At 36.7% G+C, this 12,951-nt stretch carries 16 protein-coding genes; 12 read left to right on the top strand and 4 right to left on the bottom strand.

The features are described 5' to 3' along the window. Positions 1-44: 44 nt before the first annotated feature. The 5 genes from IPI15_RS06340 (at position 45) to IPI15_RS06360 (ending at position 3,201) form a co-directional block, all read left to right on the top strand. Positions 45-563 carry a DUF2480 family protein gene (locus IPI15_RS06340; protein ID WP_287404596.1) on the top strand — a complete coding sequence of 173 codons (519 nt, stop codon included), beginning with the start codon at positions 45-47 and terminating at the stop codon, positions 561-563. A gap of 54 nt (positions 564-617) precedes the next feature. Further along, the gene (gene panC, locus IPI15_RS06345) at positions 618-1,457 is read left to right on the top strand and encodes a pantoate--beta-alanine ligase (RefSeq protein ID WP_287404594.1); all 840 of its coding nucleotides are present in this window, start codon (positions 618-620) and stop codon (positions 1,455-1,457) included. Positions 1,458-1,544: 87 nt separating this feature from the next. Then, the gene (locus tag IPI15_RS06350) at positions 1,545-2,141 is read left to right on the top strand and encodes a porin family protein (RefSeq protein ID WP_287404592.1); all 597 of its coding nucleotides are present in this window, start codon (positions 1,545-1,547) and stop codon (positions 2,139-2,141) included. 82 nt (positions 2,142-2,223) lie between these two features. Continuing rightward, positions 2,224-2,712 carry a hypothetical protein gene (locus tag IPI15_RS06355; RefSeq protein WP_287404590.1) on the top strand — a complete coding sequence of 163 codons (489 nt, stop codon included), beginning with the start codon at positions 2,224-2,226 and terminating at the stop codon, positions 2,710-2,712. Positions 2,713-2,985: 273 nt separating this feature from the next. Further along, positions 2,986-3,201 carry a hypothetical protein gene (locus IPI15_RS06360; RefSeq protein ID WP_287404588.1) on the top strand — a complete coding sequence of 72 codons (216 nt, stop codon included), beginning with the start codon at positions 2,986-2,988 and terminating at the stop codon, positions 3,199-3,201. A 305-nt stretch (positions 3,202-3,506) separates the two neighbouring features. On the opposite strand, the gene IPI15_RS06365 is transcribed toward IPI15_RS06360, so the two are convergent. The 4 genes from IPI15_RS06365 to IPI15_RS06380 all read right to left on the bottom strand — a co-directional run bounded on the left by IPI15_RS06365 (position 3,507) and on the right by IPI15_RS06380 (position 6,788). Beyond that, complete coding sequence (locus IPI15_RS06365) at positions 3,507-4,082, bottom strand: nitroreductase family protein (protein ID WP_287404586.1); 576 nt, start codon at positions 4,080-4,082, stop codon at positions 3,507-3,509. Between the two features lie 222 nt (positions 4,083-4,304). Further along, positions 4,305-4,841, bottom strand: a complete 537-nt coding sequence (locus tag IPI15_RS06370) for a YceI family protein (protein ID WP_287404584.1) — start codon at positions 4,839-4,841, stop codon at positions 4,305-4,307. Between the two features lie 105 nt (positions 4,842-4,946). Then, positions 4,947-5,663, bottom strand: coding sequence for a pirin family protein (locus tag IPI15_RS06375; protein ID WP_502711646.1), 717 nt, complete (start codon positions 5,661-5,663; stop codon positions 4,947-4,949). Positions 5,664-6,173: 510 nt separating this feature from the next. After that, positions 6,174-6,788 carry a Crp/Fnr family transcriptional regulator gene (locus tag IPI15_RS06380; protein ID WP_287404580.1) on the bottom strand — a complete coding sequence of 205 codons (615 nt, stop codon included), beginning with the start codon at positions 6,786-6,788 and terminating at the stop codon, positions 6,174-6,176. 119 nt (positions 6,789-6,907) lie between these two features. Between IPI15_RS06380 and IPI15_RS06385 the strand changes: the two genes are divergently transcribed. The 7 genes from IPI15_RS06385 to mreD all read left to right on the top strand — a co-directional run bounded on the left by IPI15_RS06385 (position 6,908) and on the right by mreD (position 12,950). After that, positions 6,908-7,267, top strand: coding sequence for a nuclear transport factor 2 family protein (locus IPI15_RS06385; protein ID WP_287404578.1), 360 nt, complete (start codon positions 6,908-6,910; stop codon positions 7,265-7,267). A gap of 34 nt (positions 7,268-7,301) precedes the next feature. After that, a complete protein-coding gene (locus tag IPI15_RS06390) occupies positions 7,302-8,189 on the top strand; it encodes a hypothetical protein (protein WP_287404577.1) in 888 nt (295 codons plus the stop codon). After that, positions 8,186-8,866 carry an ABC transporter ATP-binding protein gene (locus IPI15_RS06395; RefSeq protein ID WP_287404575.1) on the top strand — a complete coding sequence of 227 codons (681 nt, stop codon included), beginning with the start codon at positions 8,186-8,188 and terminating at the stop codon, positions 8,864-8,866. Before IPI15_RS06390 ends, IPI15_RS06395 begins: the two co-directional genes overlap by 4 nt. Before the next feature lie 126 nt (positions 8,867-8,992). Next, positions 8,993-10,216, top strand: a complete 1,224-nt coding sequence (locus IPI15_RS06400; protein WP_287404573.1) for an AsmA family protein — start codon at positions 8,993-8,995, stop codon at positions 10,214-10,216. Positions 10,217-10,540: 324 nt separating this feature from the next. Beyond that, a complete protein-coding gene (locus IPI15_RS06405; protein WP_287404571.1) occupies positions 10,541-11,572 on the top strand; it encodes a rod shape-determining protein in 1,032 nt (343 codons plus the stop codon). Positions 11,573-11,599: 27 nt separating this feature from the next. Continuing rightward, positions 11,600-12,427: a rod shape-determining protein MreC gene (gene mreC / locus IPI15_RS06410; protein ID WP_287404570.1), complete on the top strand. Its 828-nt coding sequence runs from the start codon at positions 11,600-11,602 to the stop codon at positions 12,425-12,427. A gap of 1 nt (position 12,428) precedes the next feature. Beyond that, positions 12,429-12,950: a rod shape-determining protein MreD gene (mreD, locus tag IPI15_RS06415; RefSeq protein ID WP_287404568.1), complete on the top strand. Its 522-nt coding sequence runs from the start codon at positions 12,429-12,431 to the stop codon at positions 12,948-12,950. Position 12,951 lies beyond the last annotated feature (1 nt).

Consider the following 12,951-nt stretch of genomic DNA (forward strand, 5'->3'; position numbering starts at 1 on the left):
ACCAGAACTACTATTGAGTGTTATAACTTGAGTAAAAACTAAGTATGGAATCAGAATTAATCAATAAAATAGCAAATAGTCCACTCATCACTCTTGACATGGAACAATATGCCCCTGTGATGAATTTTGCAGCATTCGACCTTAAAGATTATTTATTTCATGGGCTTATTCTTAAAGAGAAAGATTTTCGGGAAGCGCTTAAAGCCTTTGACTGGTCTCAATTTGAAGGAAAGGATCTCATCGTTTATTGCTCTACAGACGCCATCATTCCGATGTGGGCATATATGCTTGTAGCGACCTATGCAACACCCATTGCGTTGAATGTACTCAACATGGATGAGCAGGAATATATCCGATATAAATGGAGTGAAGCCATCAACAATTTGGATATTTCTTCTTATAAAGACAAAAAGATGATCATAAAGGGCTGTAGTGACCACCCAATACCACCTGCAGCATATTCACTTATTACTTCTCGATTGGTCAATTTTGCGAATTCTATCATGTTTGGGGAACCATGTAGCACGGTTCCTGTTTATAAGCAAAAGGCTATCAAAGCTTAATTCATTTATTTGAAGTTTAGATCGCTTCAAATAATTACGGAAAAAACGATAAGATTGAGAGTAATAACTAGCAAAAAAGAATTAGCCGAATACATTCAATCACTTAGAGCAGAAGGCGCCACCATCGGTTTTGTGCCCACAATGGGTGCACTTCATCAAGGTCACATAGCCTTGATAAGCCATAGCCAACAAGAAAATGACTACACTGTTTGCAGCATTTTCGTCAATCCAACCCAATTCAATGATGTAGAAGATTTTAAAAAATATCCGCGCAATGTCGCTGTGGACACAGAGATGTTAGAGGAGTGTAAATGCGATATTTTATTTCTACCTGATGTAGAGGAAATGTATGGGGAGACGGAAGAAATCAATCCTGATCTGGAAGGTCTTGATGAAAAGCTTGAAGGCGAGTTTCGTCCCGGACATTTCAAAGGGGTGATGCAGATAGTTTATTTACTTTTGAAGGCAGTTAGTCCCGATAGAATTTATATGGGGCTAAAAGATTATCAACAACAATTGTTGGTAGGTAAAATGATTACTTCTCTCGGATTGCCAGTCACCTTAAGAGCTGTTCAAATCGATAGGGAAGATTCCGGCCTGGCCAGAAGTAGCAGGAACGTTAGGCTTACGACTTATCAGAGGAATGATGCCGCTGTTATTTATAAGACGTTATTTTTGGCGAAAGAAGCATTAAAAAATGGCATTGAAATATCTACTATCATATCTGATTCCTTAGAAGAACTTGAAAAATACGATACAAAACTAGAATACTTTAAAATCTGTGATGCTGAAACTTTAGAGGATCTGGATGAATATTCTGAACATATTCCTACCGTTATTCTTATAGCTATTTGGTGGGGTGGTGTTCGATTGATCGACAACATTATGCTTTGATCAACAAAAAACAAAAATAAATTTCTTATTAATAAGGTAAAGATCTAGTAAGGACTTTTATTTTATAAACTTTTAAAAACAAATGAAATGAAAAATTTAGTGATTTTATTTTTTATGGCAATGTCAACGATGGCTTTTGCTCAAGAAGAAAGCAGACATTCCCTTGGTCCAACAGTGGGTTATAATCATTCTTGGCTTTCCGGTGATGCCGAGGGTTTAAGTGCCAAACCCGGCTTTAATGTTGGACTAATTTACAATTATAGCCTTATGGAGCATTGGGGTTTGGGACTTGGACTACTATATTCTGTGGAAGGATACAAGATAGACGGTACAGATGCTGATGCTAATGTTGCTTACGTAAGAGTGCCTTTAAAGCTGCAGTATTTCTTTGGTGAATGGGGTCAAGCATTTAGACCTAAATTATTTGCAGGTCCATCTTTGGCTTTTTTAGCAGGTGCAAAAACAAAACAAGGCAGCAATACCATAGATTTTAAAGATCAGGTGGAAGGTTTTGACGTAGGTTTGCTTGTAGGTTTAGGATTTAATTATCGTCTTAAAGATAGGATGTGGTTGAATTTTGATCTAGGCTATACAAATGGCTTTTTGGATACCTATAAATCAGAAGCATTTGATAACAAAAACAGATTAATCAATGCTAATTTGGGCGTGGCATTTGGTTTCTAAAAATCAACAATAATCACAATTAACTGCCCTAGACTATTAAATTATTTAATAGTCTAGGGCAGTTTTATTTAATACAATTTATATGAAGATTCGACTTATATTATTTCTTACACCGCTGATCATACTTTCATGTAAAAATTCTTCACAAAATAAAGAACCAAAAGACCCAATGGCGGTCTCACTTCCTGGAACCGATCTCAGTGGAAAGGAAAGTTCACTTGCACAAGGTAGATATTGCTATCAGTATTCAAGTGGCAATGATACTTTTGACATCAATTTTATCGTGACTGGATCTAAGCAAGTTTCGGGGTCAATGGTTATTAAAAATAGCGGTAAAGAGCCAAATCTAGGAACCGTCAATGGAAATATTGAAGGAGATATCGTCACGTTGATTTACAGATTCCATACAGGAGATCAGTTTAGTATCAGAAATATGAACCTGAAGGTAAGGGGGAATTTGCTCATCACCGGCACCGGTAATGAAGAAGCAGTGGGTGATTCAGCTTTTATCAGTGACAAATCAAGTATTCAATATGATGGTTTGGTGTATCACAGCGTGGATTGTAAATAAATTATAATTGCTTCACGATTTGATTTTTGAATGAAAAATCTATTAATATTTCTATCCTATTTCCTGCCAATTTTATTGTTCTTAATAATTCTATTTTATGTGATAATTAAGGATAAAAAATGGAAGAAAAAACTCCTAATATCTATCTTCGGCATTTTGGCCATCTATATTTTAATGTGTGGGTTTTGTTACTATGCTCTTTTTTTTACGTACGATAAACCAATTAAATTTAATGCTGAATTGTGGAAATCTAAGCCAAATGAACGGTGGCTTATGAAGGATGATTTAAGAGAAAAGAAATTATTGGAAGGAAAAGACACGAATTACCTTAAATTAATTCTTGGACCACCAGATACTAAATTAGATTCTTTCGCAAAGTGGAACTATCATCTAGGAGAAGGAGGAAGTATTGGTTTCTTATTCCATGAATTAATAATCGAAATAAATGATGGCGAAATTGTAAAAGTTGATTTTACGACCTGGCACTAATTTCCCTCTTTTGAGCTAGGCTTAATACATAAATAATTTCTATAGACAAACTATTTGATTGTAAATAATATACCTAATAGGTTATTTGCTAATTATGTGCAAAATTAATTTTGCGGACATCAGAACGTAAATTAACCTACGCTCAGCGTTCATAGCAAATGAAGTATAATAATTTAAAGTTAAAACTATGATTGTGAAGGTTCGGCGTAGGTTAACCTACGTCGGGGTGTCATCAAAGTTTACTTTGAATTATACAAAAAAGATGTGTATAAACCTTAGCTTTTGAGGGAATAAAGGTGAGTGAATTATATTACTGTCGCAAACTCTTCAATCGTCTTCCTTGTTCTGATAGTTTTTTCTCTGCTTCGGAAAGGCTCTTCCAGTTTGTCTGCATCATCGAGATAACCAATTGCTATGGCGCAGATGGGCTTGATATCTTCTCCCAACCCTAGTTCAAGAATTGTTTTTTCCTTATCAAATCCTGCCATGGGATGTGCATAGATTCCCAATGCAGTAGCCTGCAAGAATAGTTGCATATTGGCTAGACCTAGGTCATGTTCTGCCCAGTTATTATTATCCCCTTTGACTTCATTGGTTTTTCTTATCGCTGCAATAAATAAAACGGAAGCATTTTTGGCCCACAGTTGATTTCCTCCTGCTAGCAACGATAGTATTTTGTCAAAACCGGGAGTTCCTTTAACTCCATAATAATATTTCCATGGTTGTTCATTGGCACAACTAGGCGCCCATCTGGCTGCTTCCAGCATTGAATCTATCTGTGCCTGATTGACCTGTTTGGCACTGAAAGATCGTGGACTCCAACGTTGCTTCATCAGGTCTGCGATAGGATGTTGAGTATTTGCGATTTTATTTAAGTCCATGTATGTTTAGTTTAATTGATTATTAATTCGTTAAATGCAAAATTAATTTTGCAGACACCAGAACCTAGGTTAACCTACGTCGTTGTGTCACCAAAGTTCACTTTGAATTATAAAAATGCCGGCCATCTCTCTATCACATATTTTATATGTACAGTATGAATGACCGGCAAAGATCGGGAATGCTACATGATGTCTTTTGACAAGCAGCTTACCCTTATATTATTAAGCTTGCTTTACAAGTTGAATTTCTCCAAGAATTCTCACATCTTCACTAACCATCACGCCACCTGTTTCCAAAGCGGCATTCCAGGTAAGACCGAAGTCGGATCTATGGATCTTACCACTGATAGCAAATCCGGCTTTGGTATTTCCATAAGGATCTTTAGTCACACCAGCGAATTCGATATTCAGTTTGATGCTCTTTGTTACATCTTTTATCGTTAGATCACCAACCAGATCATAGTTACCGTCTCTCTCAAGATTGACAGCATTCGTTGCTTCAAAAGAGATTTTTGGATAGCTTGCCACATCGAAGAAGTCAGCACTTTTCAAGTGCCCGTCTCTTTGCTCATTATTGGTAGAGATGCTGTCCACATCCGCGGAGAAGCTGATCTTAGCTTCTGTAAAATTATCGTCAATAGTCTCAGCTTCCACATTAAAGCTATTGAAACTTCCGGTCACATTTGTGATCATTAAGTGCTTAACCTTAAATTGGATCTCGCTATGTGTCGGGTCTAAAACCCATTTACTTTTACTCATAATTTTTTTGATTTTAATTTTTTTAAACTTTTAATTAATTGCTTTATAATTCAGATAGCCTCCCCCTACCCCCCTCCAAAGGGGGAAAAGATATCATCATAGCTTTTACACCGCCATCGGCACCTCCATCATCAGGAATTCTGCATCGCTTTCTGCTGTAATTGTGATCGAATCAGTGTCCCAGATGCCAAGACCGTCCCGGGTATTGATCAATTGTTCATTAACAATCAAATCCCCCTTTAAGTTAAAGATGTATAATCCGTTGCCTGATTTTTTAAACTGATAAGTCGTGCTTGTGCCTTTGTCAAAATCAGCCAAATGGAACCATGCATCCTGATGGATCCACACTCCTGCATCATCTACATTCGGAGAAAGTATTTGTTGTAATTTGTTCTTACGATCTTCCAGATTCAATGTGATCTGATCATAACGTGGCGTCACATTCTGTTTATTTGGAAAAACCCATATCTGTAGGAATTTCACTTCTGCTTCCTGATTTTTATTGTATTCGCTGTGCTTGATACCGGTGCCGGCACTCAAGACCTGGATGTCGCCATTGCGGATCACAGCTACATTGCCCATGCTGTCTTTGTGTTCAAGATCTCCTGATAGTGGAATGCTAATGATTTCCATATTGTCATGTGGATGTGTGCCGAAACCCATGCCACCGGATACCGTGTCATCATTGAGTACTCGAAGCACTCCAAAGTGCATTCTTTCAGGATTGTAGTAATTGGCAAAGCTGAAGGTATGTTTACTGTTCAACCAGCCGTGGTCAGCGACACCTCTGGTGTCTGCTTTGTGCAAAACTGTATTTGCCATAATTTTAGAATTAGTGTTTGGTAAATGATTAAAACCTAAATGATCTAAAAGCATTGGTTTAAGACCGGAGATGTCATCGATGTTGTTGGCCAAAGCACTGATGCCGGTAGCCGAGGTGGCGAAGATGCCAGTTCCGAATAATCCCAGTTTCAAAAAATCCTTTCTTTCCATTTTGATTATTTTTGTTGATACAAAGATACGATGGCCAAAGAGTCATCTCCAATATGGTACATTAAGAAAAGTAGATAAGGTAGGTTATGTTTATTAATGAAAAATGAAAAGTGAAGAATGAATAATAGACGAGATGAAAGTGCTGCCAGATCAAAGTTTTGAGCTATTTCCAGTCAGTTGAGACATGGTTAAAAGTTAAGTTTGACCTAAATTATAAAAAGTCTACTGTAGGGACAGGTCGCGACCTGTCCCTACAGTAGACTTTTTATAATTCTGCACACATTGCAGCGTGGACCTCTGACTTCTAGAATCTAGCGTCTAGGATCTATTATCTATTACCTATCTTCTAAGAAACTCACTCCGCATCTTACTAAGAAATTCAGGTGTGACACCAATGTATGCGGCGATTTGTTTCTGTGGAATGGAATTGATGATGGTCGGATAGGTATTGCAGAAAATGGCATATCGTTGAGATGCGCTAAGGCTCAAGTTTTCAATGATGCGCTGACGATTGGCCACAAGGGACTTTTCAGTGATGATGCGGAAGAATCTTTCGAACTTAGGGACTTCTATGTAAAGCCTTTCAAGGTTTTCTTTACTCAGTATGACCAGTTCACTGTCTTCCAATGCATCAATGTTGAGATAACCCGGCTTTTGAGTGATGAAGCTATACATATCTGCGATCCACCAATCACGCGGAGCAAATTGTAGAATATGTTCAAATCCATTGTTGTCGATGGTATAGGCGCGCATACAACCTGAGTTTACAAAGGCTGTTGCCGAAGATATATGACCTTCGTGGATCCAAAAGTGTTTCTTTTTAATCTTTCTTGACTCTAGACAAGATAGAAAAATATCCTTTTCAGAATCATTGAGATCGATATGTCTGTTTATATTTGCTAAGATCAGTTCAAATGGCATAGTGTAAAAATCGTAAAATTTATTAAAATTCAAGTTTAAAAATTCCCAATAATCTCTAATTCGTCTGCTTTTTGATTCATTTTGGCTAAATCTTAATGATAGTTTAATTAAAAGAATTCAATTTTGAACCAATAATTAAATGTTTAAAAAAAATGAGTCCAAAAGAACTGATCAAAAATTGGGTAGAAATATTCAATACAGCTGATGCAAAAAAGATGGCAGAATTCTATCATGACAAAGCTATCAATCATCAGATCAATTCAGATGCGGTGGTAGGAAAAGAAGCTATTTTTGAGATGTTCCAAGCCGAATTCAAACTCGCGGAAATGGTATGTATCATTGAAAATATTTTTGAAGATAAAGACTGGGCCATTCTTGAATGGAGGGATCCACTTGGTTTGCGTGGGTGTGGCTTTTTTCAGATCAAAGAGGATAAGATTATATTTCAAAGAGGGTATTGGGACAAATTGAGTTTTCTAAGGCAGCATGGCTTGCCTTTACCCACAGAATAATATGAATACATTTTATTTGAAATTACAAGTGCGCATGCTCGATAGGCAACTGCTTGCATTAGGAGTACATCCTATTCTGGGGTACTTGCTGGTAGGCTTAGTATTTGTTATATTTTCAATTATGTTATTTGAAAAGACAAACTACGCTGCTGTAATTTATATATTTTTTGCAATTAATTTAATTTCTAAATTCAGCAATATTTCAAGAAATAACTTTTTAGAAAGTTGCTTTGAAAGAAATAATTACTTAAAACTTCGAATCCTTGAAAACCTTATAATAACTGCACCTTTCGCAATATTTTTATTATTAAAATCAAGCTATCTTGCCACAATTGTTCTAATATTTTTATCAGGTATTTCTGCCAAAATTAAATTTAGAAATAATTTAAACATACGAATTCCCACACCATTTTATAAGAAGCCATTTGAATTTATTGTTGGATTCAGGTCCACTATACTTGTTTTTCCATTGATTCTTTTTTTGTTGTTTCAAGCACTTCAGGTACACAATTTTAATCTTGGTGTTTTCGCGTTAGGGCTAACGTTTATGGTTGTATTCAGTTATTACTTCAATGTCGAAGAGCGGTATTTTGTCTGGATTTTTAAAGAATCGCCGGCCCGGTTTTTAAGAAAGAAAATATTTATTGCATTATTCCAAGCGTCTATTCTGACCATACCAGTTTGTATTATTTGTGCAATAATTAATGTAAATTATTTACCAATAATTTTGGCTATTCAACTCATTGGATATATCTATCTAATCGTAATTATTTTGGCAAAGTATGCCTCCTTTCCCGATGCTGTCTCCTTACCACAGACTATTTTATTGGTAATTAGTCTTTTCATCCCGCTATTATTGTTATATACATTCCCCATATTTTACAAAAGATCCATCACTTGCCTTAATCAAATACTATTATGATGCACATTCAAAATCTTTCAAAATCTTTTGGATCCAAAACGGTTTTAAATGATATCAATATTTTATTTGAGGAAGGAAAAGTATATGGTATCGTTGGAGAGAATGGTGCAGGGAAGACGACACTTTTTAATTGTATCGCCGGATTAGAGGGTTATGATGGCAGGATTACCTCTGATCATGAAAAATTAAAAGAACATTTGGGTTATTTACAAACGAATCCTTATTTTTTCTCAAAGATCACCGGTCGGGAATACCTTCAGTTGTGCTGCATCGCCAGAGGAAAAGAAGATATTAATTTTGACTCAAAGAATATTTTTGAACTTCCGTTGGATGATTACGCATCCATTTATTCTACAGGAATGCAGAAAAAACTAGCATTTACCGCGATTCTCTTACAGGAGAATAGCATATTGATATTGGATGAACCATTTAACGGAGTTGACATACAATCCAACATGATCATTACCGGCATTATTCAGCAATTGAGATCATTAGGCAAGACCATATTAATTTCCTCCCACATCTTTTCTACACTTAGTGATACGTGCGATGAGATCCATTTGCTACGTTCAGGAGTATTTATTAAAAAGGCATTGAAATCGGAATTCAATCAATTGGATGCAGAAATGAAGTCCTTTATAATTGGAAACAAGTTGGAACTATTAGGGCTGAAATAAGCATTTAATTATATATTCTTTAATATTTCCGCTTTATTAGAAAAACATATTTAAATAAATAGACCCCTCTTTTTAAAAAGGATTAAAGAGCTAAACTACTTGACTACACTGAATAAACCAAGGAAAATGACTAAAAGATCGAAAATGAGAGGCTTCAACATCTTCGGAGGTTATAATAAAAGCAGGTCAACAAAGTCTCGAATTCATCCTTTAAAAAGGCGTCGTATCATAAACACTTTGTTAATAATCGTTTCTCTATTGGTCATCATTAGACTGATCCTACCCTATGTCGTATTGAAATATGTAAATAATAAACTCGCAGGGCTGGAATCTTATTACGGACATGTAGAAGATATCGACCTTTCATTATACCGTGGTGCATATGTCATAAAAGATCTGAAAATATTAAAAACCGAAAAAGTTGGGAAGAAGATAGATTCTATTCCGTTTTTTAAAACTCCGGTGATAGATCTCTCTGTTCAATGGAAGGCTCTTTTGAAGGGTAGAGTAGTGGGAGAGATATATGTAGAGTCGCCTGATTTGAACTTTGTCAATGGAAAACACAAAGGAGAAGACATCAAACAGGATACTGCAGATTTCAGACAATTGGTCAAAGACCTTATGCCACTTACTGTCAACCATTTTGAAATTAAAGATGGTAGGGTTCATTTCATAGATAAATATTCTACACCTAAAGTCGACGCCTCAATTAAGAATATCGACATGTTGGCCACGAACCTAAGTAACGTCAACAAAAGCGCTAAAGTATTACCTGCTCAATTGGTTAGCACAGCGGATGCATATGAAGGTAAACTGTATCTGACTGTGGATTTCGATGGGCTTAGCAAGGTGCCGACTTTCGATCTCAGTGCTAAATTTACAGATGTAAATCTGGCTCTGCTCAATGATGTGCTGCAAGCATATGGAAATTTCGATGTGAAAAAGGGGACTTTTAGTCTTTATACAGAATTTGCAGCTAAGAATGGTTCTTTTGGTGGTTATGTCAAACCTACTATTAAAGATCTTGATGTCGTGCAGTGGAACAAAGAGGAGGGAAATCTGGGGCAAATCATTTGGGAGACTCTGATAGGAAGTGGCCTTGAGATCGTGCAAAATCAAAAAACAGAGACTCTGGCGACGAAACTGCCTATAAATGGAAAATTTTCTGATCCAAATGTAAATACCTGGAGAGCGATAAGTTTTGTGCTGCGCAACGCATTTTTCAATGCTTTAAGACCTACCATTGATAATACGATCAACCTAAGTACGTTGAAAGAAGATGGTAAGAAAACCTTTTTGGAGAGGATCTTTGGGAGTAAGGAGAAGAAGGAGAAGCGAGAGGAGAAGTAAGGACAATAGATAACCTGAGTGTTAATATTTGAGGGTGACAGCATAGTTTAATAAATGCATAATTTCTATTTGTGTCAACACTTTATTATTCCCAGGAATAATGAAAAATTCAATTTAGGAAATTTCCAAATTATATTTTAGTTCTTCACATAATAACATATTGAATACAAACATATTAGTTAGACTTTTTGATTTGTTGGCTTAATAAGATAGCAGAAAACTACTATTCTTCATAACTTAACAATAAATTTTTGAGAAGTAAACAATTAGCTGTACTTTTGCGTGCTTTTACAACAAGTATTAGAAGCACAAAGCTTTCGGCGAATGAAGTTATTTAAATTTTTTACACAGGAATTGGCTATTGACTTAGGTACAGCCAATACCCTCATTATACAAAACGATCAAATCGTAGTAGACGAACCGTCTATTGTAGCCATCAACCGCAAGACGGGTGAGACAATAGCAGTGGGGACTAAGGCGATGCAGATGCATGAAAAGACACACGAAAATATAAAAACGATTCGTCCCTTAAAGGATGGTGTGATCGCTGATTTTCAAGCTGCTGAAAGTATGATCGAGGGGATGATCAGCATGATTGAAAACAGAAGAACCTTTTTTGGTCACCTGAAGATGGTCATCTGCATTCCTTCCGGAATTACCGAAGTGGAGAAAAGAGCAGTATTTGACTCTGCCGACCATGTCGATTCTAAAGAAACATACCTTATTCACGAACCAATGGCAGCAGCCTTGGGTATAGGTCTTGATGTACAGGAACCTGTCGGTAATATGATCATTGATATTGGGGGAGGTACTACAGAGATCGCCGTGATCGCACTTTCTGGCATTGTTTGTGATCAATCAATCCGTATCGCAGGAGACGAATTTACTTCGGACATCATGCAGTATATGAAGCGTCAACACAATATACTTATCGGTGAAAGAACAGCAGAACAAATCAAAATACACGTTGGATCTGCACTTCAGGTCCTGGATACACCACCGGATGATTATTTTGTAAACGGTAGAGATCTAATGACAGGTATTCCTAAACAGATCTCAGTTTCTTACCAGGAGATCGCACATGCTTTGGACAAATCTATTTCGAAAATAGAGGAAGCTGTAATAAAAGCATTGGAAACAACTCCTCCGGAACTGGCTTCAGATATTTTCCGAAGAGGGTTGTACTTGACAGGTGGAGGAGCCTTGTTGAGAGGTCTGGACAAACGTATTGCTCAAAAGACGAAGTTGAATGTACATGTAGCAGAAGATCCCTTAAGGGCTGTAGTAAAAGGAACCGGTATTGCATTGAAAAATACTGACAAGTTCTCCTTCCTTATAGATAGAAAAAGTATATAAATACCCGCCAAGTCGAAACACTGATGTATGCAGAATTTATTTCAGTTTTTTGCAAGGTTTGGAACTACCATACTCTTCGTATTCCTGGAAATGGTCTCTTTTTTTCTGATTATCAGGTATAATACTGGTCAGAAGGATATATTTATTAATTCGAGTGGATTTTATTCTGGAATTCTCCTTGAAAATTACAATAAACTTGGCCGCTATTACAGACTTTCGTCGGTAGCTGACAGTATAGCTAAAGACAATGCCAGACTGCGTGCCGAACTGCGTTTTGCTACTATTGACGCCTCTTTTAAAAGAGACTCCCTGGTGGATACAGTATATCAGCAGAGATATTCTTACATTTCAGCATTGGTCGTGGCCAATTCCATCAATCAGATAGACAATTACGTCACTATAAATAAAGGCTCTGCCCTGGGAGTACTACCCGGTATGGGTGTCATCAATGAAACAGGCATAGTGGGTGTGGTAAGACAGACTTCAAGAGACTATGCCAGTGTAGCATCAATACTAAGTTCTCAGACTAAAATAAGTGCTTCTATCAGAAGGAATGGCTATTTTGGATCGCTCGTTTGGGATAACGTCTCTACAGAGTACATGCACCTTAAAGACATACCGAAACACGCCGATATAATCAAAGGAGATAGCGTAATTACCAGCGGATTCAGTTCGATTTTTCCTAAAGGTATTTTTATTGGAACGGTAGAAAAAGTTGGATATGAATCCGGAAGTAGCTTTTATGATTTGAAAGTTAAGCTAGTTACAAACTTTAACAGGCTGGGGTATGTATATGTCATTCTTGATAAATCAAGACCTCAACTGGATTCGCTCACGAAAGCAATAGTGAATTGATATGGGCAGTTTGATCGTTAAGAATATAATACGTTTTCTGGTAGTATTCCTGCTCCAGGCTTTTGTCTTGGCCAGCTTTACTATAAACTATCCCATTCTGGACAATACGAATGTGATCATATACCCTATTATTATTCTTTTATTACCACTCAGGACGCCCAATGCGCTTATTCTTCTTTTTGGATTCACACTTGGGATATTACTTGATGTTTTTTACAATTCACCGGGAGTCCACGCTTCGGCGACAGTTTTGATCGCATTTCTGCGGCCTTATGTTTTGTCTTTGGTAGAGCCCAGAGGTGGCTATAGTGTGGAAGCATCACCTACTATGAGAGAGTATGGCAGCACGTGGTTCATCATGTATTCTTCAATATTGATGCTAGTCCACCTATTCTTTCTTTTTTCTGTCCAGGCATTCACATTTGTATTCATTGTAGAGATACTTCTTAAAACATTCCTCAGTTTTGTTGTTTCTATGGTATTCATACTTATCTATATGTACTTATTCAATCCAAAGGAATAAA

The sequence above is a fragment of the Candidatus Brachybacter algidus genome, from assembly GCF_016707225.1.
Lineage (GTDB): Bacteria > Bacteroidota > Bacteroidia > Chitinophagales > Saprospiraceae > Parvibacillus > Parvibacillus algidus.